The sequence below is a fragment of the Catenulispora sp. EB89 genome, from assembly GCF_041261445.1.
Classification (GTDB): Bacteria; Actinomycetota; Actinomycetes; order Streptomycetales; family Catenulisporaceae; genus Catenulispora.
Genome location: NZ_JBGCCU010000003.1, coordinates 25,382 through 50,782 on the forward strand (window position 1 = coordinate 25,382; position 25,401 = coordinate 50,782).

Annotated in this window: 25 protein-coding genes; 10 read left to right on the top strand and 15 right to left on the bottom strand. The window is 69.6% G+C overall.

The features are described from left to right. Nucleotides 1-175: 175 nt before the first annotated feature. Entirely contained in the window at nt 176-523 is a 348-nt protein-coding gene (locus ABH920_RS06990) for a MerR family transcriptional regulator (protein ID WP_370348032.1), read from the top strand. Nucleotides 524-566: 43 nt separating this feature from the next. Here ABH920_RS06990 and ABH920_RS06995 read toward each other — a convergent pair whose 3' ends face one another. Then, complete coding sequence (locus ABH920_RS06995; protein WP_370348033.1) at nt 567-1,256, bottom strand: VIT1/CCC1 transporter family protein; 690 nt, start codon at nt 1,254-1,256, stop codon at nt 567-569. Nucleotides 1,257-1,838: 582 nt separating this feature from the next. Here ABH920_RS06995 and ABH920_RS07000 point away from each other — a divergent pair. Continuing rightward, nucleotides 1,839-2,072 carry a three-helix bundle dimerization domain-containing protein gene (locus tag ABH920_RS07000; RefSeq protein WP_370348034.1) on the top strand — a complete coding sequence of 78 codons (234 nt, stop codon included), beginning with the start codon at nt 1,839-1,841 and terminating at the stop codon, nt 2,070-2,072. A gap of 35 nt (nt 2,073-2,107) precedes the next feature. Here the strand turns inward: ABH920_RS07000 and ABH920_RS07005 are convergent, their stop codons facing one another. From ABH920_RS07005 to ABH920_RS07025, 5 genes are all read right to left on the bottom strand, one after another. Further along, nucleotides 2,108-2,440, bottom strand: coding sequence for a hypothetical protein (locus ABH920_RS07005; RefSeq protein ID WP_370348035.1), 333 nt, complete (start codon nt 2,438-2,440; stop codon nt 2,108-2,110). 70 nt (nt 2,441-2,510) lie between these two features. Next, the gene (locus tag ABH920_RS07010) at nt 2,511-3,377 is read right to left on the bottom strand and encodes a universal stress protein (RefSeq protein ID WP_370348036.1); all 867 of its coding nucleotides are present in this window, start codon (nt 3,375-3,377) and stop codon (nt 2,511-2,513) included. A gap of 43 nt (nt 3,378-3,420) precedes the next feature. Beyond that, nucleotides 3,421-4,365, bottom strand: a complete 945-nt coding sequence (locus ABH920_RS07015; protein WP_370348037.1) for a M48 family metallopeptidase — start codon at nt 4,363-4,365, stop codon at nt 3,421-3,423. An 11-nt stretch (nt 4,366-4,376) separates the two neighbouring features. Continuing rightward, nucleotides 4,377-4,976: a LemA family protein gene (locus tag ABH920_RS07020; RefSeq protein WP_370348038.1), complete on the bottom strand. Its 600-nt coding sequence runs from the start codon at nt 4,974-4,976 to the stop codon at nt 4,377-4,379. Nucleotides 4,977-5,046: 70 nt separating this feature from the next. Next, nucleotides 5,047-5,307: a WhiB family transcriptional regulator gene (locus ABH920_RS07025; RefSeq protein WP_370348546.1), complete on the bottom strand. Its 261-nt coding sequence runs from the start codon at nt 5,305-5,307 to the stop codon at nt 5,047-5,049. A 406-nt stretch (nt 5,308-5,713) separates the two neighbouring features. Here ABH920_RS07025 and ABH920_RS07030 point away from each other — a divergent pair, with 406 nt between their 5' ends. From ABH920_RS07030 to mgtA, 7 genes are all read left to right on the top strand, one after another. Further along, nucleotides 5,714-6,379, top strand: coding sequence for a BON domain-containing protein (locus ABH920_RS07030; protein WP_370348039.1), 666 nt, complete (start codon nt 5,714-5,716; stop codon nt 6,377-6,379). Between the two features lie 365 nt (nt 6,380-6,744). After that, nucleotides 6,745-7,263: a universal stress protein gene (locus ABH920_RS07035; protein WP_370348041.1), complete on the top strand. Its 519-nt coding sequence runs from the start codon at nt 6,745-6,747 to the stop codon at nt 7,261-7,263. After that, a complete protein-coding gene (locus ABH920_RS07040) occupies nt 7,260-7,751 on the top strand; it encodes a general stress protein (protein ID WP_370348042.1) in 492 nt (163 codons plus the stop codon). Before ABH920_RS07035 ends, ABH920_RS07040 begins: the two co-directional genes overlap by 4 nt. Nucleotides 7,752-7,802: 51 nt before the next feature. Further along, nucleotides 7,803-10,598: a cation-translocating P-type ATPase gene (locus tag ABH920_RS07045; RefSeq protein ID WP_370348043.1), complete on the top strand. Its 2,796-nt coding sequence runs from the start codon at nt 7,803-7,805 to the stop codon at nt 10,596-10,598. A gap of 11 nt (nt 10,599-10,609) precedes the next feature. Continuing rightward, nucleotides 10,610-11,428: a slipin family protein gene (locus ABH920_RS07050; RefSeq protein ID WP_370348044.1), complete on the top strand. Its 819-nt coding sequence runs from the start codon at nt 10,610-10,612 to the stop codon at nt 11,426-11,428. A gap of 320 nt (nt 11,429-11,748) precedes the next feature. After that, nucleotides 11,749-12,339, top strand: coding sequence for a hypothetical protein (locus tag ABH920_RS07055; RefSeq protein WP_370348045.1), 591 nt, complete (start codon nt 11,749-11,751; stop codon nt 12,337-12,339). Nucleotides 12,340-12,640: 301 nt separating this feature from the next. After that, nucleotides 12,641-15,295 carry a magnesium-translocating P-type ATPase gene (mgtA, locus tag ABH920_RS07060; RefSeq protein ID WP_370348046.1) on the top strand — a complete coding sequence of 885 codons (2,655 nt, stop codon included), beginning with the start codon at nt 12,641-12,643 and terminating at the stop codon, nt 15,293-15,295. A 141-nt stretch (nt 15,296-15,436) separates the two neighbouring features. Here mgtA and ABH920_RS07065 read toward each other — a convergent pair whose 3' ends face one another. Beyond that, entirely contained in the window at nt 15,437-15,865 is a 429-nt protein-coding gene (locus ABH920_RS07065; RefSeq protein ID WP_370348047.1) for an Hsp20/alpha crystallin family protein, read from the bottom strand. 304 nt (nt 15,866-16,169) lie between these two features. On the opposite strand from ABH920_RS07065, the gene ABH920_RS07070 reads away from it, so the two are divergent. Next, on the top strand, nt 16,170-16,499 hold the full coding sequence (locus ABH920_RS07070) for a histidine kinase (protein ID WP_370348048.1): 330 nt from the start codon (nt 16,170-16,172) through the stop codon (nt 16,497-16,499). A gap of 60 nt (nt 16,500-16,559) precedes the next feature. Here the strand turns inward: ABH920_RS07070 and ABH920_RS07075 are convergent, their stop codons facing one another. The 8 genes from ABH920_RS07075 to ABH920_RS07110 all read right to left on the bottom strand — a co-directional run bounded on the left by ABH920_RS07075 (nt 16,560) and on the right by ABH920_RS07110 (nt 25,396). After that, nucleotides 16,560-17,399, bottom strand: coding sequence for an ABC transporter permease (locus ABH920_RS07075; protein WP_370348049.1), 840 nt, complete (start codon nt 17,397-17,399; stop codon nt 16,560-16,562). Next, entirely contained in the window at nt 17,396-18,325 is a 930-nt protein-coding gene (locus ABH920_RS07080; RefSeq protein ID WP_370348050.1) for an ABC transporter ATP-binding protein, read from the bottom strand. The genes ABH920_RS07075 and ABH920_RS07080 overlap by 4 nt, the downstream gene beginning before the upstream one ends. Before the next feature lie 47 nt (nt 18,326-18,372). Then, a complete protein-coding gene (locus tag ABH920_RS07085) occupies nt 18,373-19,287 on the bottom strand; it encodes a carbamate kinase (RefSeq protein ID WP_370348051.1) in 915 nt (304 codons plus the stop codon). A 1-nt stretch (nt 19,288) separates the two neighbouring features. Further along, a complete protein-coding gene (gene argF, locus ABH920_RS07090) occupies nt 19,289-20,290 on the bottom strand; it encodes an ornithine carbamoyltransferase (protein WP_370348547.1) in 1,002 nt (333 codons plus the stop codon). Between the two features lie 62 nt (nt 20,291-20,352). After that, nucleotides 20,353-21,603, bottom strand: a complete 1,251-nt coding sequence (locus ABH920_RS07095; RefSeq protein WP_370348052.1) for an arginine deiminase — start codon at nt 21,601-21,603, stop codon at nt 20,353-20,355. A 27-nt stretch (nt 21,604-21,630) separates the two neighbouring features. Then, on the bottom strand, nt 21,631-23,076 hold the full coding sequence (locus tag ABH920_RS07100; protein WP_370348053.1) for an APC family permease: 1,446 nt from the start codon (nt 23,074-23,076) through the stop codon (nt 21,631-21,633). 826 nt (nt 23,077-23,902) lie between these two features. Continuing rightward, on the bottom strand, nt 23,903-24,403 hold the full coding sequence (locus tag ABH920_RS07105; RefSeq protein ID WP_370348054.1) for a cupin domain-containing protein: 501 nt from the start codon (nt 24,401-24,403) through the stop codon (nt 23,903-23,905). 48 nt (nt 24,404-24,451) lie between these two features. Next, on the bottom strand, nt 24,452-25,396 hold the full coding sequence (locus ABH920_RS07110) for an NADP-dependent oxidoreductase (RefSeq protein WP_370348055.1): 945 nt from the start codon (nt 25,394-25,396) through the stop codon (nt 24,452-24,454). Nucleotides 25,397-25,401: the final 5 nt, after the last annotated feature.

Below are 25,401 nucleotides of genomic sequence, written 5' to 3' on the forward strand. Positions count from 1 at the left end.
CCGGTCACTCGTCCGAGATCCCCGCAGTCGGCCGCACCACGCGGCCTCGCGGAAACAGTAAGCCGGTGTGTTCAGCCGGTAGGCAAATGGTGTTGAACCTCCCCCAGGGCCCGGTGCCGTACGGCACCGGGCCCCTCCTCGCGTTCTGCCGACAGAGCAGACAAAAGAGGTGCAAGTGACAGGCAGTACCCGCTCCACCCCGGCCGACCGGCTGGACGACGACGACTACCCCGCCTACACCATGGGCCGGGCCGCCGAGATGATCGGCGCCACCCCCGCGTTCCTCCGCGCGCTGGGCGAGGCGCAGCTGATCACCCCGTTGCGCTCCGACGGCGGCCACCGCCGCTACTCCCGCTACCAACTGCGGATCGCTTCCCGCGCCCGCGAACTCGTCGACGCGGGTACCCCCATCGACACCGCCTGCCGCATCATCATCCTGGAAGACCAACTCGAAGAAGCCCTCCGGCTCAACGAGGAACTACGCCAGAACGCCGGCACCCCGCAGACTCCGGGAAGCCCCTGACCCTGACCACGGGGCGATTCACCCCGGTGCAGTCGCGAGTCGGTCAGACGTGGGCGCCCAGCAGATGGCCGATGAGATAGGTCGCCCCCACTGCCAGGGCGCCCAGGAGCAGCTGGCGCAGGCCGCTTCGGACCGGCGAGCGGCCGGTCAGGACCGCGGCCAGAGCTCCAGCGGCCATGAGGGCGATCGCGCTGACGGCCAGAGCCACGGGCAGGGAGCTCAAGCCCAACAGATACGGCAGCAGGGGCAGGAGCGCCCCCAGGGAGAAGCTGAGGAAACTGCTGATCGCCGCGGTCCAGGCCCCGGGCAACTTCTGGGCGTCGACCCCGAGTTCCTCCTGGACGTGGACATGCAGGGCGTCCTTGGGGGACGCGGCCAGTTCGGTGGCGAAGGCTCTCGCGGTGGCCGGGCTGACACCTCGGGCGATGTAGGCGTCGGCGAGCTCGGCGATCTCGCCCACCGGATCCTGCGCCAGGGCGGTCTTCTCGTTGGCGACCTCGGCGTGGATCGCCTCATTCTGAGTGGTGACCGAGATGTACTCGCCGGTGGCCATCGAGAAGGCGCCTGCGACCAGCCCGGCCATGCCGGTCAAGACAATGGTGTGGTGGGCTCCGCCGCCACCGCCCACACCCGCGATGAGGCTGGAGTTGGTGACCAGCCCGTCGGTGGCGCCGAAAACCGCGGCCCGCAGCCAACCGCCGGACACGTCCCGGTGCTCGTGCTCCCCTGACACCCCCGGTGCGCCTGAATTCGGCGCGGCCGTGTCTGCGTCGGCACCCGGTTCCACTTCGGCCTCCTCAGAATCACGACACACCCCGTAACGGGACGCTAGTCGCTGTCTCCCAACCCGGCGAATCGACAACACAGCAGTTCCAACGCTCAGGAGCGAATGACCGAACGGCATCGGTGAACGGGGCCATCCGGCCGAGCCGCGCGCCGCCCCGCTCGCCGCCCGACTCGCAGCCGGATCGGCGGGATCGCTCCGGCACGCTCCGTCTCGCCGACGGCTGTCAGCCGATCCCAGAGTCCTGATGTGCAAGCAGATCTGCTGCCGCGGCCGCGAGCAGCGACTCGATACGGCTCTCCTCGGTGACCCGGCGCTTGTGGCCACGGTCGTTCGGCGGGGATGCGGCAGGCCCTTCGGCCCTGGTCACCATCGGCGACCAGTGGTCCGATGGTGAAAGGCGACCAGTTGCAGAACCAGTTGCAGAACCAGCTCCGGAGCCTGCCGCAGCACCGCCGACCCCGTCGGCGCACCAGGTGGACATCGAGGATGTAGCTACTCCGGCACCGCTTAGACGAGAGGGCTGACAAGATGACCATGCCGGTTCGGCAGAATCGCGAGGACCGGGCTATCGGGCAGGTGTGCGAAAAGCTCCGGACGGTGTTCGGCGATCGCAGCCGGTCCGAGGTCGACGGCGTCGTCAGCCGGGTGGCGGAGAGCTTCACGGCCGCGCGGATCCGTGACTTCGTCCCCTTGCTCGTCGAGCGGATCTCCCGGGACGAGCTCAGTCACCGTTTCGGCCCGGTCCGGGGTTTCCGCTGCTGAGACCCGTAAGCCCCGCCTCGGCCTTCCCGACCTGTTCACAGGTCGGCCAACTCCTGGTTCGCCACGGCTCTCAGGCCTTGCTCCCTGGCCGTGAACGCCGTTCGCTCAGCCCGCCAGGCAGCGCGGCGCCGCAGCTGCCACGGCCTGGGCCGCCGCGAGCGCCAGGCGTCCATCTCAAGGCGCCAGCACAGGTCCTCCACGGCGACGGCCAGCAGCGTCGGCGACTTGGCCGCCAAGCCCACCGGGACTTGGAGGCCGCACGATTCCAGGCCGAGATTTCCCGACTGGCGGAAGGTCCGCGCTGATGGCCGGCGTCGCCGGACAAGTCGCTTCCGGACGACGGCCGCGCCGCCGTTGAGGATGGTCATGATCCTGTCCCTCCCGCTGAAGGCACTCCCCATGATGTGACGACGCATGTCTCATCCGGCGCGGCGGACATCAGTCGAGCGGTACGACCGCGACGGGGCAGTCGGCGTGGTGCAGCGCGGTGTGCGCGACCGGTCCGATCCGCATGCCGTGCAGGTTGCCGCCGTGGCGCTGGGCTCCGACCACGAGCAGATCGAAGCCCTTGGAGGCCTCGACGAGTTCGGCGCCGGCCGGGCCGGCCCCGATGAGCTCGGTGACGGCCACGTCGGAGTACTTGGACCGCCACGGCTGGACCACGGCTTCCAGCCGGATGGCCCACTCGTCCTTGACCTTCGCGGTGTTCTCGAAGGCGCTGTCGCCTTCGTTGTAGGGCAGGAACCACGGCTCGTCCCAGACGTGCACCACGGTCAGCGCGGCCCCGCGCCGTGCGGCCAGGGTGAAGGCGAAGTCGAAGACCCGGTCGCAGGGCCCGGCGAGGTCGACGGCGGCCAGCACCGCGCTGCGGGCCGGGCGTTCGTCGCCGCGGACCACGATGACCGGACACACGACCCCGGCCAGCGCCCGCAGCGACACCGAGCCGACCATCAGCCCGTCGAACCCGCCGGTGCCACGGTTGCCGACGACCAGCAGTTCGGCGTCGCGGCAGGCCTCGACCAGCGCCGCGGCCGCGTATCCGGCGACGGCGCGGGTCTGGACGTCGATCTCCGGATGGCCGGCGCGGACGCCGTTCGCGGCCGCTTCCAGCAGTACCTCGGCCGCCTCGTGGCACGCCTCTTGCGGCATGTCGGGCTCCGCGGACAGCCGGCCTGCGACCGGCCACTGGTAGGCGTGGACGATGCGCAGCGCACTGCCCCGGGTGACGGCCTCGCGAGTGGCCTCAGCCAAGGCGCGCTCGCTGGGCGCGGTGTGGTCGTAGCCGACGACGATCGTGCGATTCATGATGATGCCTTCCAGGGGGAATCAAGTCGCGGGGTGCGCCGGCCTACACGGTCAGGCCTTGCTGCATGGCTTCCAGGACGGCGATGCGGTCGGCGATCGGCGGGTGGGTGTCGAACAGGCGGTGCATCCGGCCGGTGTGGTGTTGGAGCGGGTCGTCGATGCACATCGCGGCGGTGGCGTGGTTGGTGTGTGCCAGCGGGATGTCGTTGGCCTGGAGTTTGCGCAGGGCACTGAGCAGTCCGGCGGGGTTGCGGGACAGTTCCACGCCGCTGGCGTCGGCCAGGGACTCCCGGCGCCGGGACAGCGCGAGCCGGATCAGCGGGCCGAGCAGGAACCCGACGACGGACAGCAGCGCCCCGGCGGCGAAGACCAGCATCATCAGCTGGGCGCCGTCGCGGCCGCGGGAGCGCATGAAGAACGCGCTGCGCCAGAGAAGCCCGGCGAGCAGCGCCGCCAGGCCGATCAGGGTACTGACCACGAGCAGCAGCCGGGTGTCGTAGTTCTTGATGTGGCTCATCTCGTGGGCCAGGACGCCTTCGAGCTCCTCGCGGTCCATCATCGCCAGCAGCCCGGAGGTCACCGTCACCGCGGACCGTGCCGGGCCCATGCCGGTGGCGAAGGCGTTCGGCGAGGGATCGGCGACGATGTACACCGCCGGCATCGGGACCCCGTCGCCGAGGGCGAGTGCCGAGATCAGGTTGTACAGTTGCGCGTTCTGCCGCGGGTCCGCGGGTTTGGCTCCGGCCACCGACAGGACCAGGCGCGTCCCGGAGCGCAGGGTGAACGCGATCGCGGCGACGGCGACCAGCGCGGCGATAGCCAGTCCGACCACTATGTCGCCGGGCGTGGTGTCGGTGCCCCCCGCCGGGGGTGCTGAGGCCGCGGCGTACAGTGCCCCGATGATCGCGCCGATCCCCAGCCAGGCGAGGAAGAACAGGGCGATGTAGACGACCGTGCGTCGCTTGTTGCGGGCGATCTGCTCATACATGGCTGGTCTCCTCAGCCGTGGGTGGGCGGCGCGCCGGGTGTGGTCGCGGTGGTGAAGTCGACGACCGGGACGTCCTTGTCGGTCTCGCCGGCCTGGAGGAACACGACAGGGTGGAATCCGAACGGGGAGGCGATCAGCGTGCGCGGGAACGACTGCGTGGCGGTGTTATAGTCTCGGGCGCTGGTGTTGTAGTAGCGGCGGGCGTACTCCAGCTTGTCCTCGGTAGCGGTCAACTGCTCCTGAAGAGCCAGGAATCCCTCCTGTGCACGCAACAGCGGATAGTTCTCAGCGACCGCGAACAGTGAGCGCAGGGAACTGCTCAGCGTGTTCTCCGCAGCGGCGACGGCGTTCGGATCGGCCGTGGCCCCGGCGGTCACCGCCCGGGCGCGGGCGTCGGTCACCGCCTCGAACGTGCCGCTCTCGTGGGTGGCGTAGCCCCGCACGGTTTGCACCAGGTTCGGGACCAGGTCGTGGCGGCGCTTGAGTTCCACGTCGATCTGCGACCAGGCCTCGCCGGTCCGGTTGCGCTTGCGGACCAGGCTGTTGTAACCGAGCCCGGCGGCCAGCACCACGACCAGGACGATTGCTACGACGATGACGACTGCGGTCATGAGCATGCACTCCTTGAGTTCTCTGATCCGGCGGCGGCTGCCGGCCTGGTCGCGGTGGAGATCACGGAGTTCACCGGTGATCCCGCCGCCCGCGGATCGCGGTGCGGCTGATCGCCCGCCGCTCTCCTTCGGTCAGGCCGCCCCACACCCCGTACTCGGCCAACCGCGGGTGGTCCAAGGCCCACCCGCGGCAGGACTCGACGGCGGGGCATCTGCGGCAGAGGCTTTTCGCCAGGCCGATCTGACCCGCCGACTGCCTGGACGGGCCGATGGGGAAGAAGAGTTCGGGATCGGTTTCCTGGCAGGCGGTGGACTCGGGCCAGGACTTCATGTCGTCCCCCGCTGTCCTGATGCGCGGCCGCGCCGCGGACCCGGTGTCGGTCAAGCCGCACTCGACGGTGTCGCGCGTCAGGGTTCTGATGGCGCGGTCGTGCGCAAGCGCTCTGGTATGGATGGCCGTACCTGCTTCCTCGGGTGGTCGAGGCCGGTCGGGGCCGGTCGAGGCGAGGATCGGATGCCTCGTGGACGACACCGGGCAGCTGCCCGGGCCGATCTCCTCCGCCCATGAATGCCCAGTCCGCTCAGACCAAACGTACGAATCGGAGCCGGATACCCTCTGTCGCCGGGATCGGCGGACCGGTCAGGTCCGCCGCGGGCGAATCCCCTGCTGATCAGCCCAGTCGATCAGGGGCGTTCGGCCCTGCTGCCGGCGGCGGTCCGGCGGACACGATGGGTTCATGACCCAGACACGGCAGAAGACGGACAGCGCGCTCAAGGTCGCGATCATCAGTGAACTCGCATGGACGGCCGGAGTGGACAGCGCCCACGTCGGCGTCGCTGTCACCGACGGCGCGGTCACCCTGTCCGGGGAGGTCGAGAGCTATCCGGAGAAGCGCCGCGCGGAGAAGGCCGTGGCCAGAGTACGCGGCGTCACAGCGATCGCCGAGGAGATCACGGTCCACAGCCGGCACTCGGTCAACGACACCGACATCGCCCGGGAGGCCGGCGAAGCCCTGGACCGCGCCGTGGACGTCCCCGCCGGCGCGGTGACGGCGACGGTCCACGATCACGCCATCACGCTGTCGGGCCAGGTCCCGTGGAACTACCAGCGCGAGGCCGCCGGACGCGCGGTGCACTACCTGCGGGGCGTGACCAACCTGTACAACACCGTCGGCATCCGGCCCGAGGCCTCGGCCACGGACATCAAGACCTCGATCAACGCCGCACTGGTCCGCACCGCGCGCGCCGAGGCCCAGGACACCGTCGTGACCGCCGACACCGCCGGGACCGTCACCTTGGCCGGAACGGTCCACTCCATGACCGAGCGGCGCGCGGCCGAGTACGCCGCCTGGTCGGCGCCCGGCGTGGCGGACGTCGTCAACCACCTGCGTGTTCAGAACTGACCTTGAAGCGTGGCGGGCCGAGTCGCCTCGGGGATGGTGCGGCGCCCCGGCCCGCGCCACCCAAGACGCTTCGACGAGAACGTTCGCTCAAAACGAGCGTAGGCTCGACATGTCGCTCTGGTCCCCGGTGGCTGTCCACCCGCCGCCGATGACGCGCCCACGAGACTCGTGGGCTCCGACCGAGCAGATCACCACCGCCAGCTTTTCGCCGCCACCTGTCGCGGCTTCCTGTGGTCGGCGTCCCGACTCCGCTTGCCTTCGGCGTCCGACAACGCCCGGGCCGTCGACGAACGCTCGACCAAGCAACCCGGCCCATCAGCGCAACGGTCATTAGGCCACTGCGACACCCCATCACGGAGGTTGCCATGCCAGATCAGACCACAGACCGAGAACACCGCATCGTCGTCGGAGTCGACGGATCGCTGTGCTCGAAGACAGCCCTGCGCTGGGCCATGAACCAGGCGCGGCAGACCGGAGCCGACGTCGAAGCCGTCGCCGCCTGGCAGTTCCCGACCGTGTACGGAGCCGGTTTCGGCTACGCGTATCCGTCCGCGACGTTCGACGGCGACAGCGCCGCCGCCGACGCCCTGAAGGCTCTGGACGAAACCGTCTCCGAGGTCTCGGCGGAGTCGGACCAGCCGGTCAAGGTCCTCACCCGCGTGGCCGAGGGCCATCCCGCCGAGGTGCTGATCACGGCTGCGGCCGGCGCACGGATGCTGGTGGTCGGCACCCGCGGGCACGGCAGCTTCGCCGGGATCCTCCTGGGCTCCGTCAGCCAGCACTGCGTCCAGCACGCCCCGTGCCCCGTCGTGGTCGTCCCCCCGGCGGTCGAGACCGCCGCATCGCACATCCCGAACACCGATGACGCCTGGAGCCAGTCATGATGAACACCGCGACATCGGCAAGCATGCGGGTCACCATCGCAGCGGCATCGGGCAACCAGGTGTCGCTGGGTTCGTACCCGACCTACGCGCAGGCGCAGGGCGTGATCGAGCGTCTCGCCGACCAGCAGTTCGAGGTCGAGACGACCGAGATCATCGGCACCGAGCTGCGCATGGTGGAACAGGTCACCGGCCGGTTGACCTGGCCGCGCGCGCTGGTCGGCGGCATCGCCACCGGGGCCTGGTTCGGGCTGTTCGCCGGCCTGCTCATCGACATCCTGACCAGCGTGTCCCTCGGCCGTGCGCTGCTGCTCGGCCTCACGTGGGGGGTGGTCTTCGGCGGCGTCTACACGGCCGTCGGCTACGGCCTGATAGCCGGCCGCCGCGACTTCACCTCCCGCAGCGCCATCGTTCCGAACCGTTTCGAGGTCCTGGTGGCCGCGGCGCACAGCGACCGCGCCCACGCCCTGCTGGCCGCCTCCCCGCGATAAGCACCCCCGGCGATGGCTCCGCGAGGTCGGCAGGGCTGAGGAGAGACGACGATGACCGCCACTGACACAGCACCCGTCGAAAGTCCCGGGTCGCCGGACGACGCCGGCACCGCCGAAACCGTCGACGAACGTCAACCGCTGGCCGAGCTGTACCGTGATCTGCACACCTCGCCGAAGGGGCTGTCGGAACGGGAGACCGCCCGGCGGCGCCTGGTCTACGGCGCGAACGAACTGACCCGGCGCGGCGGCCGGCGGTGGCCTCGGGAGCTGCTCGATCAGTTCACCCAGCCGCTGGCGATCCTGTTGGCGGTCGCGGCGGTGCTGGCGTGGGCGGGTGGCACGCCGGCGCTGTCCATCGCCGTCGTGGCCGTGATCCTGCTCAACGCCGGATTCGCGTTCGTGCAGGAGATGCAGGCCGAGCGCGCGGTGGAGGCCCTGGCCGCGTTCCTGCCCGCGACGACGAAGGTGGTACGCGACGGGGTACGCGGCGAGATCCAGGCCCGGGACCTGGTCCCCGGCGACGTCCTGGTCGTCGCCGAAGGCGACCGGGTCAGCGCGGACGCCCGGATCATCGACGGGGACGTCCTGCTGGACCTGTCGTCGCTGACCGGCGAATCGGAGCCAGTGAGCCGTTCCAAGCAGCCGACGGCAGCGCCCGGTTCGCTGCTGGAGGCACACGACCTGGTCTTCAGCGGCTCCACCTGTACCGGCGGCGAGGCGACCGCCGTGGTGACCCGGACCGGCATGCACACCGAGCTCGGGCGGATCGCCGCCCTGTCCCAGCGCGGGACCACCGAGCGGAGCCCGCTGGAAACCCAGGTGCGACGCGCGACCTGGATCATCGCGCTCGTCGCGGTGGTGATGGGTGCGGCGTTCCTGCCCGCCGGGCTCGCCGCCGGCCTGGGCTGGAGCGCGGCGATCAGCTTCTCGATCGGGCTGATCGTCGCCAACGTGCCCGAAGGACTGCTCCCGACCATCACCCTGGCGCTGGCCGCCGGAGTACGCGAACTCGCACGAAAGGGTGCCGTCGTCAAGCGGCTGTCCGCGGTGGAGACGCTCGGATCGACCACCGTGATCTGCACCGACAAGACCGGGACCCTCACCGAGAACCGGATGCGCGTCACCAGACTCTGGCTGACCGGTGCCGAACTCGACGCCACGACTCCGGTCGACGATCCGCGGGCCCTGGCACTCATCCGGGCCGCAGCGGCCTGCACGACCGCCGAGGCTCCCAGCGACACCCAGCCGAACGGCACCGGCGACCCGACCGAACTCGCCCTCCTGAGGCTGGCCGACGAACTCGGCGCCGCCGTCGATCCCGCCGGACGAAAGGCCTCCCGGCGCGCGATATTCCACTTCGACGCACGCCTGAAGCGGATGTCGACCATCGATGTGGACGGTGCGACTGCCGCCGTCCACACGAAAGGTGCGCTGGAGACGGTCCTGCCGTGCTGCACGCGACTGCTCGACCAGCAGGGCACAGAGCGTCCGCTGGACGATCCAGCGCGCGCCAAATTGCAGCAGGCCATGGATCGCTACGCGGCCGGCGGCCTCAGAGTCCTGGCGGTCGCGAGTCGCACGGTGGACGCCGGCCGGACCGTCCCGGACAAGCGCGAGGACGCCGAGTCCGGGCTCACCCTGATCGGGCTGGTCGCGATGGCCGACCCGCCGCGCGCCGGGGTCGCCGAAGCGGTGGTCCAGGCCCATGGGGCCGGGATGCGGATCCATGTCATCACCGGCGACTACGGCCCGACGGCGGCTGCGATCGCCCGGCAGGTCGGTATCGGCGGCCGGGACGGCCGGATCGTGGCCGGGCCGGAGCTGGACCGGCTGACCGATGCCGAGCTGGACGCGGTGCTCGCCGAGGCCGGCGAGATCGTGTTCGCGCGCGCGTCCCCGGAGGCCAAGCTCCGGATCTGTGCGGCGCTGCGAGCCCGTGGCGAGGTCGTGGCGATGACCGGGGACGGCGTCAACGACGCCCCGGCGCTGCGGCACGCGGACATCGGCGTGGCGATGGGCAGGTCCGGGACCGACGTCGCCCGGGAGGCCGCGACGATGGTCCTGACCGACGACCACTTCGCGACCATCGTCGTCGCGGTCGACGCCGGGCGGCGGGTGTTCGACAACGTCCGCAAGTTCGTGCTCTACATCTTCGCCCACGCGGTCCCGGAAGTGGTGCCGTTCCTGGTGTTCGCTCTGTCCGGCGGCGCGATCCCGCTGCCGTTGAGCGTGCTGCAGATCCTCGCGGTCGACCTGGGCACCGAGACGCTCCCGGCTCTGGCCCTGGGCCGCGAGCCGGCCGAACCCGGGCTGATGAGCCGGCCGCCCAGGCCGCGCACCGCGGGCGTCATCGACCGCGTACTGCTCCTGCGCGCCTGGGCCCTGCTCGGATCGATCTCGGCGGCGCTGGTGATGGGGGCGTTCTTCTTCACCCTGTGGCGGGCCGGCTGGCACTCCGGCGACCCGACCGGCGGCGGCACCCCACTGCACCACGCCTACCTCCAGGCCACGACGATCACCTTCGCAGGCATCGTCTCCTGCCAGATAGGCACCGCCTTCGCCGCCCGGACAGACCGGGCCTCCCTGTTCACCATCGGTTTGTGGTCCAACCCGCTGCTGCTGTGGGGCATCGCCTTCGAGCTGGTCTTCACCGCAGCCGTCATCTACACGCCGCCGCTGCAGCACGTCTTCGGAACCGCGGCGCTGAGCCCGGCGCAGCTGGCCGTCATCGCCCCGTTCCCGGTCATCGTCTGGGGCGTGGACGAACTCGTCCGCTGGGCCCGTCGCAGCAGGCGCGAACCCGCCGCGGCCGCGACTCCCGGTCCGGCGTTCTCCCCCGCACAGTAAGGAATCCCATCATGGTGTTCGCGTGGATCGTCGTCGTCATCGTCGTCGTGGCAGTGCTCTACCTGTGCCTGGCCGTCAAAGTCGTCAAACAGTACGAGCAGGGAGTCATGTTCCGACTCGGCCGGGTCAAAGGCCTCAAGGAGGCCGGGCTGATCCTCATCGTCCCCTTCATCGACATCCTGCACCGGGTGTCGCTGCGGATCGTCACCATGCCGATCCAGTCCCAGGGCATCATCACCCGCGACAACGTCAGCGTCGACGTGTCCGCTGTGGCCTACTTCCGCGTCGTCGACGCGGTGAAATCGGTCGTGGCGATCGAGAACGTCCACGCCGCGATCAACCAGATCGCTCAGACCACCCTGCGCAAGGTCGTCGGCCAGCACACACTGGACGAGACCCTGTCCGAGACCGACCGGATCAACGTGAACATCCGGGAGATCCTGGACGTCGCCACCATCGAATGGGGCGTCGTGGTCACCCTCGTCGAGCTCAAGGACATCCAGCTCCCGGAGAGCATGAAGCGAGCCATGGCCAAGCAGGCCGAGGCCGAGCGGGAGAAGAGAGCGAAGATCATCAACGCCGAGGGCGAAGCACTGGCCGCCGACGCCCTGGGCACCGCGGCCGACATCATGATGGCCCACCCGCTGGCGCTCCAGCTGCGCAACCTGCAGAGCCTGGTGGAGATCGGCGTCGACAAGAACACCACCGTCGTCTTCCCCGCCCCGCTGATGAGCACCATCGGCGAACTCGGATCGTTCCTGGCCCACGAGACGGCGGCGGCCGGCGGCGCCCAGGCCCCGTCCGGCCCGACGGCGAAGCAAGATCAGTGAGCTGTCACGGCTTCGGTGATCGTTTCCGCGGGGGAACGCCGGCTTGGGAATCCCGGTGCGGACGGGGCCTTCGGCTCTGACATCGGAGCACCGTCGACGGCGCTGCATCCCCGCAGATCCGACGGATCGCAGGAGCCGGACACCGATCGGCGACCACCAGGTGCCCGTCACCAGCGACCGTGGTTCTCAGCGTGCGGAGGCGCGGAGGCGTCCGCCACCCGAGCAGGGCAGTTCGGCCCTCCAATAGGGGTCCTTCGCCTCGTCCGCGAAACGGTCTACCGCAGGATCCTGAGGCTATCGACCAATTGGAGGCAGTCCCCATGACCAGCCAGCAGCCCATCAGCGTGAACACCGTCCACCCCGAGATCGCCGAGATCCCCGGGGCGATGATCACCTCGTACGCGGCCAAGGCCCTGGCCGTGCTGCGGATCGCCGCCGGCTTCCTGTTCCTGTGGGCGTTCCTGGACAAGACGTTCGGCCTGCACTACTCCACGCCGTCGGCCAAGGCCTGGATCCACGGCGGATCGCCGACCAAGGGCTTCCTGAAGGGCGTCGCGGTCGGGCCGTTCCAGTCGGCGTTCCACTCCATCGCCGGCAACCCGGTCACCGACTGGCTGTTCATGCTCGGCCTGCTCGGCATCGGCACCGCGATGATCGCCGGCGTCGCCGTGCGCGTCGCCGCCGCCTCCGGCGTCCTCATGGTCGCCTTCATGTGGCTCGCCACCTACCCCCTCGCCCAGCACACCAGCGCCGGCGCCGCGACCTCGTCCACCAACCCGTTCGTCGACGAGCACGTCATGGACGCCCTCGTGCTGATCGTCCTCGCCCTGACCTACGCCGGCACCACTTGGGGCCTGGGCCGGATGTGGGCCAGGCTGCCGTTCGTGACCCGGCACCGCTGGGCACTCTGATCGACCCCGGCATCGCGCGGGACTTGCCTGGCCGTGAGCTCACGGCCAGGCAAGTCCCGCGCGGTGCCGGATGCGCCGGCGAGACGCCTGTGACCTGTACCTTTCGTCCTCGATTCGTGCGATGCTGGAAGTACGCAGCGCGCTTGGACCTGTCCAGACCACGTGCTCTCCCGCCGCGCGCGACCTTCCATGAGGCGGCGAGACACATGACAGGCCTTTTGATTGACGGGGACCGTAGGCCGAAGGCTTCCCCACCTGGCGATCGTCCTTCTTACGCCACCCAGACGGGCGGCGTGAGCCGATGACGGCCTCCGCCCTGTCGCAGCCGGCCGCTTCGGTCCACGAAGCGGCCTCAGCTGCCTTCCTGCCCACGGCGGACGTTCTGCGCGGGCTCGGCGTGACCGCCGAGCAAGGTCTGACGGGCGAAGAGGTCGACCGGCGGCAGGCCGAGTACGGACCGAACGCGGTCGCCTCGCACAAGGCCCGCATGCTGGCAGTGCTCTGGCACCAGCTGCGCTCACCGCTGCTCGGGCTGCTGATGGCCGCCGCCGCCGTGTCCTTCCTGGTCGGCGAGCGCAGCGACGCCGTCATCATCGGTGTGATCGTCGCGGTATCGGTCGGGCTGGGGTTCGTCAACGAGTACCGGGCCGAGAAGGCCGCCGAGGCGCTGCACTCCCAGATCCGCCACACCACCGTCGTCATCCGCGACGGCCGACCGGGCACGGTGGACGTCACGGCGCTCGTACCCGGTGATCTGGTCGAGCTGAAGCTCGGCGACATCGTCCCGGCCGATCTGCGGCTGCTGGCCGTCACCGGCCTGGAGTGCGACGAGTCGGTCCTGACCGGCGAGTCCCTGCCCACCGACAAGCACACCGACCCGGTTCCCGCAGGAACCCCGCTGGCCGAGCTGTCCGGGTGCGCACTGATGGGCACCGTGGTCCACGCCGGGAGCGCCACCGGGCTCGTGGTGGCCACCGGGCCGCGCACCGAGTTCGGCAAGATCGCCGCAGGCCTGGACACGCATCCCTTGGACACCGAGTTCCAGGTCGGGCTGCGCAAGTTCTCGATGCTGCTGGTGTACGTCGCCGGCACGCTGACCACGACGATCTTCGTGATGAACGTGGTGCTGCACAAACCGATCATCGACGCGCTGCTGTTCTCCCTGGCCATCGCGGTCGGCATCACCCCGCAACTGCTGCCCGCGGTCGTCTCCACCTCCCTGGCCGCCGGATCGCGCCGGATGAGCCGGCGCAAGGTCCTGGTCAAACGCCTCGTGTGCATCGAGGACCTCGGCGACGTCGACGTGCTGTTCACCGACAAGACCGGCACCCTCACCGCGGGGAAGATCGACTACGAGCGCGCCATCCCCGCAGACCCCGGCGGCGGCGGAGCAACAAACCCAGAGGCCGTGCTTCGCTGGGGGCTGTTGTGCACGGAGAACTCGGGGGCCGACGGACTCGCCGTGGGCGGGAATCCACTCGACCAGGCCCTTTGGCAGTCTCCCGCCTCGCAGGCTCTGCACCCCGCGCTGGCCGACTACGCGCGCCTGGCGACGCTGCCTTTCGACCACGAGCGCCGGATGGCCTCGACCCTGGTCCGGGACGGCGCGGGACAGACGACCATGGTGACCAAAGGTGCACCGGAGAGCGTCCTGGACCGATGCGTCAACGTCCCGGAGGCGGCGCGCGAGGCCCTGGGCGCGGAGTTCGCCGCGGGGAACCGGGTCGTCGCGGTGGCCACCCGGCCCGTCCGCGGAATGAGCCAGGTGACACCCGATGACGAACGGGGGCTGGCCCTCGTCGGGTTCCTCGTCTTCCTGGACCCGCCCAAGCAGGACGCGGCCCAGGCGCTGCGCCGTCTGGCCGACCTGGGCATCGCGGTGAAGGTCGTCACCGGCGACAACGCCGCCGTCGCCCTGAAGGTCTGCCACGACCTGGGACTGGGCCGCGGTGACGCGCTGACCGGTGCCGACCTGGACAAGCTCGACGACACCCAGCTCGCGGCGGCGATCGCCACCACCACCGTGTTCGCCCGCGTCAGCCCCGAGGACAAGGCCCGCATCGTGCACGTCCAACGGCTGACCGGCGGCGGCGTCGCGTTCCTCGGCGACGGCGTCAACGACGCGCTCGCGCTGCATGCCGCCGACGTCGGCATCTCCGTGGACTCGGCGACCGACGTCGCCAAGGACGCCGCCGACGTGATCCTGCTGGAGAAGGACCTCGACGTCCTCGCCGACGGCGTCGCCGAAGGCCGCCGGATCTTCGCCAACACCATCAAGTACGTCCTGATGGGCACCTCCAGCAACTTCGGCAACATGGCCTCGGCCGCGGGCGCGTCGCTGTTCCTGTCGTTCCTGCCGATGCTGCCCTCGCAGATCCTTCTCAACAACCTGCTTTACGACACCAGCCAGCTGGCGATCCCCACCGACAACGTCGACGAGGAACAGCTGCGACGCCCCTCGCACTGGGACATCGGCTTCATCCGCCGCTTCATGATCTACTTCGGGCCGCTCAGCTCCGTCTTCGACTTCATCACCTTCGGAGTCATGCTCTGGGTCTTCCACTCCGGACCAGCCCAGTTCCGCTCCGGCTGGTTCGTCGAATCCCTGGCCACCCAAACCCTGGTCATCTTCGCCATCCGCACCCGCCGCGTCCCCTTCTTCCGCAGCCACCCCAGCCTCCCGCTGACCCTCGCGGCGCTGACTGTGGTCGCCATCGGCGCGGTGCTCCCCGCCACCCCACTGGCCCACACGCTTGGTTTCCAGCCGCTGCCGGCCGCGTACTTCGCAGCTCTCGCCGGCATGGTCATCGGATACCTGGTCCTGATCGAGATCGGCAAGAAGATCTTCTACCGCACTGCGGCCACTCGCGCGCCCAGGGCTCAGGCCGACCTTTCGCACCGCGGCCTTCGCCATCTCCGGCGCCGCGCTGCCCAGTTCACAACCGCCGATCGCTGAGGCAGCGAGAGATCCTAAGCTCCTGCCGGACAGACCGAACCGCCTCGCGCATGAGCGCGGGGCGGTTCGGTCTTGGCTCACAGCCCAGAAGTCACGAGGACTCCGAGGCGGACGCCCGGTACTACCCGGTACGACCCGGTACTACTTGGCAGACGCGACCTTGATCTTGTGGCTGGCGGCCTTCACCGGCTTGTCCAGGGGAACCCGGACGGTCAGGATGCCGTCGTCGTAGGTCGCGGTGACCTTCTCGGCCTTCGCACTGTCCGGGAGGCGCACGGAGCGGTTGTACGCGCCGTAGCGGAACTCCGAGTGCTGGCGGTCCTGCTGCTGCTCGTTGCGCTCGGCGTGCAGGGTGAGCATGCCGTCGGTCACGGCGACTTCGAAGTCCTTCGCGGAGTCGAGTCCGGGCATCTCGCCCCGGACGACGTAGGCGTCGGTCTCGTAGTGCGTCTCGATACGGATGCCGTACGGCGACTGCGGGCGGATGCCGAACAGCTGCTGCAGCGGATCGGTCAGGTCGCTCAGTTCCGGCATGGCCGGGAACTGTGCACGGCGAGTGGACTCGCTCATGGGAACTCCTATCCAGAAGACGTATCCGCCTTCTGCTCACCTTCCACACAACACCCAGCGCAGGTATCAGAGCAGTGCCATAGGTCCTGGCATATCCGGGACCTCTGTCGCAGCGTCGCGGCCGGCCGATCCGGCACCTCAGCCGCCCTCCCTTGCCGTTGCGGCTTGTAGTGCGCATACAGTGCGCCTAGGATCAAATCAGATGCTCCACAGAAAGGCAGCCTCGCCGAGTCGCGGTCAGGCCAGGACCCCGTCGGTCCCGGTTCCGCTGTGCTGCCTGCCTCAATGGCAAGGTGGCTCAACCATGACATTCCGCATTCAGGCGGACGGGTCGTCGGTGCCCAGTGCGATGGAAGCCGATGGAGATCTGGACGCCGAGCGGGAACGTATCGCCGCCGGCCTGACCAACCAAGTGATCCACTCCATGTTCGCGGCCAGCCTGGACCTGCACGGCGCGCTGGCCCTGGAGGCCAGCGACCAGGTCCACGATCGGCTCCGAGCCGCGATCGACGCGCTGGACCAGGCCATCGCCCTGGTGCGAACCACGGTCTTCGACTTGGCGTTTCCAGCCGCCGCGGCCCAGGACACGCTCGCCGTGGCCGTGGCGCCTGCCCAGGACGGCCCTTCGATCTGATTCGGCGATCAGCCGGTCGCATGGGTCGGCCACGGCCTCGGAACGAGGCGCACTGCGCCGTCAGGCGTCACGGCGTACGAGGACGAAGGCTGCGATGCCGAGCGTCAAGGCGGTGTACCCGCAGATGACGGCCAGGCCCGCGCCGGGTCCCAGCAGCTGGGGGAAGTGGATCACGGCGGACATCGCCTGCGCCGCCGAGCTGGGCAGGAACTTGACGATGGTGTCGTTCCAGGGCGACGGCAGCAGACTGACCAGACCGGGCAGGATCAAGAGCACACCGAACAGCACCGCGATCGCTCCGGCGGTGCGCCGGAAGATGGCGCCGACGCCCACGGCGACGGCCCCGATCAAGACCAGGTGCAGGGCTCCGCCGGCCACGGCGCGCGCGACGCCGGGATCGGTGATCGACAGGCCGGCGTGCTTCGAGGCCAGCATCCCCTGGCAGATCAGGAACGTCAGCACGCAGGAGACGAGGGCGACCACGGCGACCACCGCGCTGAACGTCGTGACCTTGGCGGCGAGCACCAGGCGCCGCTGCGGCGTCGCGCCGAAGGTCAGTTTGACCGCGCCGGTGGCGTACTCGGACGTCATGACCAGCACGCCCAGGACTCCGACGGCCAGCTGGGCCAGGTTGACCCCGGCGAAGCTGTAGAGCAGCGGATCGAAACCCGCCGCCTCCAGGAACGGGCGATGGTCCCAGCGGCTCACCGTGAGCGCGATGAGGAGGGTCCCGACACCGACGACGCACACGACCACGAATATCAGGGCCCAGATGGTGGAGCGGACGGTACGCAGCTTGGTCCACTCCGATCGGCAGGCCGCGAAGAACACCCGGTGCAGCCCGGGGGTCGGCCGGGAGGGACCCGCGGCCGGTGTCGCGGGAACGAGGGTCTGGGTCATGACGCGCTCCGTTGCGGGTTGCCGGTGGTGGCACGGAAGTCGGCGTGCTCGCCGGTGAGTTCCATGAAGGCGTCCTCCAGCGAGGCCCGCCAGGTGGACAGCTCGTAGAGGGTCAGCCCGGCCCCGGCGGCGAGGATCCCGACGTCACGGCACTCCATGCCCTTGACCGCGAGCCCTTCGGGGCCGTCGGCGGTGACGCCCGCGCCCTTGGACCGCAACAGGTCGGCGAGCGCGGAGGCGTCGGGTGTCAGGACACGCACATGGTGTCCCTCGCTACGCTCGATGAAGTCCGCGACGCTGCCCGAGTCCAGCAGCTTGCCCCGGCCGATGACGATGAGGTGGTCGGCGGTCAGGGCCATCTCGGACATCAGGTGGCTGGAGACCAGGATCGTGCGCCCCTCATCGGCCAACGAGCGCAGCAGGTGGCGGACCCACAGGATCCCCTCGGGATCCAGTCCGTTGACCGGCTCGTCGAAGATCAGCACCCCGGGGTCGCCGAGCAGCGCCGCGGCGATGCCCAGGCGCTGTCCCATGCCGAGGGAGAACTCGCCGGCCCGGCGGTGTGCCACCTCGCTCAGGCCGACCGTTCCCAGGACCTCGTCGACCCGGCTTCGGGGGATCATGTTGGAGTCGGCGAGCCAGACCAAGTGGTTGCGGGCACTGCGGCCGGGATGGACGGCGTTCGCGTCCAGCAGGGCGCCGACCTCGTGCAGCGGGAATCGGAGCTTGCCGTAGCCACGCCCGCCGACGGTGACCTCGCCGGCCGACGGGGCGTCCAGCCCGACGATCATGCGCATCGTCGTGGACTTCCCGCTGCCGTTGGGGCCCAGGAACCCGGTGACCTGCCCGGCGGCGACCGTGAAGCTCAGGTCGTCCACGGCCCGTGTCGAGCCGTAGCTCTTGCTCAGGTGTCGTGCCTCGATCATGGTGCCTCCGTGGTGTGGCCGGGCGACCGGCCGGCCGGGTTGGCGGGTCAGGCTGCGTCGACGCTGATGGTGGTTCCGGCGGTACCGGCCAGGACCGCCGCCGCCTCCGTGAGCGATCCGATGGCCGCCGGCCGGCCGGTGGCTTCGGTGAAGCGGCGGCAGGCGGCGATCTTGGGGCCCATGGAACCAGCGGGGAACTCCAGCCGGTCCAGGTCCCGAGGACTCAAGTGCCTCATGGGAGCCGCCTGCGGTGTGCCGAAGTCCTTGATCACGGCGGCGACATCGGTGAGCACGAGCAGTTGGTCGGCTTCGACGGCGATCGCCAGCAGGGCCGAGGTGAGGTCCTTGTCGACGACCGCTTCGACGCCGTGGAGCTGTCCGGAGCCGTCGCCGGCCACCGGGGCTCCGCCTCCGCCGCCACAGATGACCACTGCTTGATCCCGGAGCAGCCCGGTAATCGAGTCCTGTTCGACGATCCGCTTCGGCGCCGGCGAGGGCACGACGCGCCGCCACTTGTCCCCGTCGGCGGCTATGGACCAGCCATGCCGATCAGCCAACTGTTTTGCCTGCTCAAGGGTGTAGACCGGTCCCACGAACTTGGCGGGGTCGGCGAAGGCCGGATCAGCCGGGTCGACGACCGTCTGGGTGACCAGGCTCAGGACGGGCTTGGTGACCCCGGCGTTGCGCAGGCACTGGGCCAGCCAGTACCCGATCATTCCCTGTGTCTGGGCGACCAGGACGTCCAGCGGATAGGGACGGGTCAGCGACGCGTCGTTCTCGCTCTCCATGGACAGCATCCCGACCTGCGGGCCGTTGCCATGGCAGATGAGCAACTCGTGCTCCATCGCCAACGGGGCCAGGGCCAGCGCGGCTGCCCGGATGTGGTCGATCTGGATCGCGGCGTCGAGCTTCTCACCACGGCGCAGCAGCGCGTTCCCACCGAGCGCGGCCACGATGCGCATGTCAGTCCCGCCCGAGAGCGGCGACCATGACCGCCTTGATGGTGTGCAGCCGGTTCTCCGCCTGGTCGAAGACCACCGAGCGGACGGACTCGAAGACCTCGTCGGTGACCTCGGCGCCGTCCAGGCCGAACTGGTCGAACAGACGCTGACCGAGCCTGGTGGTGGTGTCGTGGACGCAGGGCAGGCAGTGCAGGAACTTCGTGTCCTGCCTGCCCGACGCTTGCATGACCTTCTCGGTGACCCGGTAGGGCAGCAGCGTCGGGATCCGGGTGCTCCACTGCTCATAAGGCTCGCCCATGCTGACCCACACGTCGGTGTAGACGAAGTCGACACCGACCACACCCTGCTCGACGTCCTCGGTGACCAGGACGCGCGCGCCGCTGTCCGCGGCGAGACGGTGAGCGGTGGCGATGACCTCGTCGGGCGGCCAGAGCGAGCGCGGGGCGGCGATGCGTACGTCCATGCCGAGCAGCGCACCGGTGATCAGCAGGGAGCGGGCGACGTTGTTGTGGCCGTCGCCCAGGAAGCAGAAGGCGATCTCCTCGATCGGGCCGGGGTGCTGCTCGGTCATGGTGAGGATGTCGGCGAGCATCTGGGTGGGATGCCAGGCGTCGGTCAGGCCGTTCCACACCGGCACCCCGGCGTGGTCGGCCAGTTGCTCCACGGTGTCCTGGGCGTAGCCGCGGAACTCGATGCCGTCGAACATCCGGCCCAGCACCCGTGCGGTGTCGGGAATCGACTCGTCGCGGCCGATGTGGGAGCCGGTCGGGTCGAGGTAGGTGACGTGGGCGCCCTGCTCGTGGGCGGCGACCTCGAACGCGCAGCGGGTGCGGGTGGAGCTCTTCTCGAAGACCAGCGCGATGTTGCGGCCGGTCAGCCGGGGGTGTTCGGTGCCGGCGGCCCTGGCCTGCTTCAGCTGCGCGGCTTGGGCGATCAGCGCCAGGAACCGCGCTTTGCTCAGGTCGAGTTCCTTGAGCAGGCTGCCGGGGTGACGGGTCGTCATGGCGATGGTCACGGGAGGGGTCCTTTCGCTGCGAATCAGGGGCGTGCGGTACGAGCGGGGCTTCAGATGCCGTCGCGTTGGATGGGGCACGTCATGCAGCGCGCGCCGCCTCGGCCTCGTCCCAGTTCGCTGCCGGGGATGCTGAGGACCTCGATGCCGTTGTCGCGCAGCATGTCGTTGGTGACGGTGTTGCGCTCGTAGCCGACCACGACGCCGGGTGCGACGGTGAGGAAGTTGTTGGCGTCGTCCCACTGCTCGCGCTGGGCGGCGAGGGCGTCGTCGGCGGCGGACAGGACCCTGATCTTCTCGACGTCCAGGGCCCGGGCGATGGCCGCGAACAGGTCGTCGCGGTGTTCGACGTGCAGGCCGCCGGTGTCGTGCTCGAAGGTCTCCAGCGGGTCCGCGGGCTCGATGACCCAGGTCCTCATGGCCGCCGGGTCCAGGTACGGGTAGCGGACGAACGTGTCGGTGTCGAGCATCGTCAGCACGGTGTCCAGGTGCATGAACATGTGTGACTTCGGCAGCTCCACCACGATGACGGTGGTGGCCTGCCGGGTGCGGAACAGCTCCCGGGCCAGGATCTCCACGCCCATCGGGGTGGTGCGCTCCCCCATTCCGATCAGGACGACGCCCCGGCCCAGGACGTGGATGTCGCCGCCTTCCAGGGTCGCGGGCTGGTGGCTCACATCGTCGTCGCCGTAATAGGCCGGGAGCTCCGCGTCGGCGAACAGCGGGTGGTGCCGGTAGACGGCGCGGCTGTGCAGGGATTCGCGCTGCCGGGCGGCCTTGGCCATCGGGTTGATGGTGAGGCCGCCGTAGATCCAGGCCCAGTTGTCACGCTGAAACATGGTGTTGGGCAGCGGGGCCAGGACGAAGTCGTCCAGCCGGAGTGTCTGCCAACGCAGGCTGCGGACCTGCATCGGCGAGAGGTCGGACCGGATCACGCCCCCGACGAGGAGTTCGGCCAGCGTCGGAGCGTCGGCTTCTTCGGCGAGCCGGCGCAGCGGCTCGACCAGCGTCGGCCCGACCTGCTCCGGGGTACAGACCCGGTCCAGGACGAACGCCCGGGCCTCGGGGATCGCGAGGGTCTCAGCGAGCAGGGTGTGGAAGTGGTGGATTTCGACACCGCGGTCGCGCAACACCTGGACGAAGGTGTCGTGCTCCTGGCGCGCCTTAGCGACCCACAGCACGTCGTCGAACAGCAGCGCTTCGCGGTTGCCCGGGGTCAGGCGGCTCAACTCCAAACCGGGGCGGTGGACGATGGCCCGCTTCAGCTGGCCGACTTCGGAATGCACTCCGAGGGTGGTGGGCACGGCAGTCTCCTTATGACGGTGGGCAAGTCAGTGGCCGGATGCGGTGGCAGCGGGTTGGAGCGGGTCCTCGTCGGCAGACACGAGATGTGGTGACGCACCGCTGGAGGCGGGTAGCAGCTCGACGGTGCCGACGGGGATCACGGTGCTCTCGCCGTACTCGTCGCGCCCGACCTTGAGCCAGATGTAGACCGGCAGCCCCAGCAGCAGGCAGAACAGGCCGTAGTAGACGGCCTGGTATCCGCTGCCGGCCAGCGACCAGAACGTGAAGACCAAGGCGAGACCGGACACCCCGCAGTCGCGGATCAGGTGGGCCCAATGGGCGTCACGACCGCGGGTCAGCAGCCAGTACAACTGCGCCCCGGCACTGAACAGATACGGGATGACCGCGGTGAGGACCGACAGGAGCACCAGTGTGGTGAAGACCTTGTCGAACCTGGTGTAGCTGACCACCGTCAGTACTGTGGCCAGGACGGTCGAGCTGATGATGCCGAACGCGGGCACGCCTCGGCGGGTGCGGGCGAACGCGGCTGGGAACAGCCGGTCGCGCGCGGCGGCCATCGGCATCTCGGCCACGATCAGCGTCCAGCCGATCAGGGCGCCGAGACCGGAGATGATCGCGGCGATCGCGACGGCCTTGCCCGCCCACTGGCCGCCGAAGATCGCGTTCGCCGAGTCGGTGAAGGGAGCGCTGGTTTTCCTCAGCGCCGCGTTGGACACGGTCCCGAAGACGGTCACGGTGCCCAGGATGTAGACCACAGCGCAGGCGATCGTGCCGAGAACGGTGGCCCGGGCGACGTTGCGCCCCGGGCTGCGTACCCGGCCGGCCGCCACGGACGCGGTCTCGATGCCCAGGTAACTGAACAAGGCGATCGCGGCGGCCGCCGAGATCGCGCCGCCGGCCGAGGTGCCGCTGGCGTTGAACGGCCCGAAGTTGTGCGACTTGATGAACAGCAGCCCGATCGTGGCCATGAACAGCAGCGGGATGAACTTCAGGACCGTCGTGACGACCTGGAAGATGCCCGAGTTCCGCACGCCCGACAGGTTGACGACCGCCGGGATCCACAGGCCGAGCATCGCTATCGCGATCGACCATGCTTTGGCGTGGCCGCTGTTCCAGAACACCTCCACGTAGCCGACCCACGCCACGACGATCGCGGCGTTGCCGGCCCAGGCCGTGATCCAGTACGACCAGGCGTTGAGGAAGCCGGCGAAGTCGCCGAAAGCGTCACGGGCGTAGACGTACGGCCCACCCGAGCCCGGGACGCGCTTGGACAGGGCCCCGAAGGTCAACGCCAGCGCGAGCGCCCCGATGGTGATCAGCACGAACGCGACCAGGCTGATCGGGCCATAGGCAGCCAGCGCGCTCGGCAGCGCGAAAACGCCTGTGCCGATCACCGTTCCGACGACGAGCGCAGTGGCCGTCGGCAGACCGAACTCGCGCTTGTCAGGAATCTCACCTCCGGTATCGGGCACAGGTGGCGGTCCGGTTGCGGGAAGATCCGCTGAGCCCGGACTCGGGGAGGCGTTCTGGCGATCGTCAGCGATGTCGACCAACACACTCACGTTCCTCAAAGTGCGTAGGGTCCGAACCCTCGACGCGCGAGCGCCGACAGATCAGGTACAGATCAGGTTTCGGGCAACGAGCAAACCCGCAGCGCCCGCGTCGGAGAATCAGCTCATTGACCGAGTCGATGGCGCCGTGCATGCGCACGACACCAAGGCACTCGTCGAGGAGATGAACAGGTGAGGCATCATCACGATGCCTTCTGATCCGGGATACGGTCACGGCGGCGAGCAGACAGCCACCGGGGTCCCGAGCAACGGCTCCACCCTACGCCGTATCTGGCCGGCGAGCATCGTGCACGGTGTCGCACCAGCCGGAGACCCGGCTGCCAGGCCTCTGACACCGGCACAGGCCGGTGGACCCTGCCGCCGCCGGCGAACGCACGTACGCACGCACTGACGCCTCACGCCGTATCGCGGGCACGCTGTCCAGCCCGTTCCCGGCAGATACTGCTCTGCCGGACGTTGCCGGACGCTGCCGGGCTCGAGGGATACCGTGTGAAACGACGGCCGGCAGCGTGCGCCCGGTCACCGAGAATTCGGAAGGCCTGCTCGCTCATCGGGCGGGCCAGCTCGCGCACCAACGCCTCGAAGCGCTCACCGGACCCGAACGTGCTACCCCGGTGATGGCCGGGCTGCTGCGTAAAACACCAGGTGGCCAGCGCGTTCGCTCGAACACGGAAAACCGAAACCACTAGCAGACGTCGTCTGCTGACTTCCGTTACTACGAGGTGAGCTACAGGAATTCGCTTCGGTAGGTCTCGGCCAGCTCGGCCGCGAGGCGGCGGCGCTGTGCGAGCTCGTCCTGCGACAGCTGCGGCGGCGGCGTGTCCTTGCCGGCGACGACGTCACCGATGCGCATGAAGTACTCGTCCTGGCCGGCGGGGGTGCACATGCACAGCATGCGGGCCGGTGCGCCGGAGACGTTGCGGAAGTTGTGCGGCGCGTTGGCCGGGACGTTGATCGTCGACCCGGCGTGGACGGTGTGCTTCTCGCCGCGGAAGGTGAACTCGATCTCGCCTTCGAGGATGGTGAACATCTCCTCGAAGTCGTGGCGGTGTGGCGGCGGACCGCCTCCGTCGGGGACGCGCATGTCGATCAGGCAGTATCGGCCGTCGGTCTGCTCGCCGGTGATCAGCATGGCGTAGGTGTTGCCCACCAGCGAGATGTAGGTCGTGCTCGGGTCGTCGGGGTTCGCCACGGTCAACGAACGGGACGGGTCGTCAGCGGGGAGCATTGTGGTCCTCCTTCGAGCGTCGGTCAGGTTGGCATCAGGCATCAGGCATCAGGCATCAGGCGCGAGGACGACGACCTTGCCGCCGGGCAGGTTGCCGGCGGCGGCGTCGGCGTGCAGGGCCGGCAGTTCGGCCAGCGGGACCCGCCGGGCGACCTCGACACGCAGCTCGCCGCTATCGACCAGCTCCACGAGGTGCGCCAGCTGCTGCGCGTCGCTGCGGACGAACAGGTCGATGCCGCGGACGTCGCGCTGTTCGTCGCTGGGCGCGGGCATCCACACGGTGGTGTTCACCAGGACACCGCCCGGTCGGATCAGGTCGAGCAGCGCGGCCAGCTGCGCCGGTTCGATCGGCGCGAGGTTGAGCACCACGTCGACCGGGCTTGTCGCCGCGTCGACCGCGGTGGTGATGTGGTCGATGACCTCGTCCGCTCCGGCGGCCTTGACTCGGTCGCTGCTGCGCGGGCTCGCCGTGGCGATCACGTACGCGCCGGCGCTCTTGGCCAGCTGCACGGCGTAGCCGCCGACCGCCCCGCCCGCGCCGTTGATCAGCACGCGCTGGCCCGCCGTGAGCTTCGCGTGGTCGAACAGCGCCTGCCACGCGGTGAGGCCGACGGTCGGCAGCGCCGCGGCGTCGGCCAAGGCGACGCCGGTGGGCGCCGACGCGAGGATATCGGCGGGGGCCACGACGTATTCCGCGGACGCACCGGCCTCCGTCATCGGCAGGAACCCGACGACCTGGTCACCGACCTCGAAACCCGCGACGCCCGCGCCGAGCGCGGCGATCGTGCCGGACACGTCGATGCCCGGGGTGTGCGGGAGCGTCACCGGGATCGGCCCCTGCATGAACCCGGCGCGGATGTTGCCGTCGACCCCGTTGAAGGACGTCGCGGCGACCCTGATCAAAGCCTGGCCGGGTCCGGGGGTGGGCTGCTCGACGTCCTCGTAGCGCAGGACGGTCGGGTCGCCGTACTCGTGGAAACGCACTGCCTTCATCACGA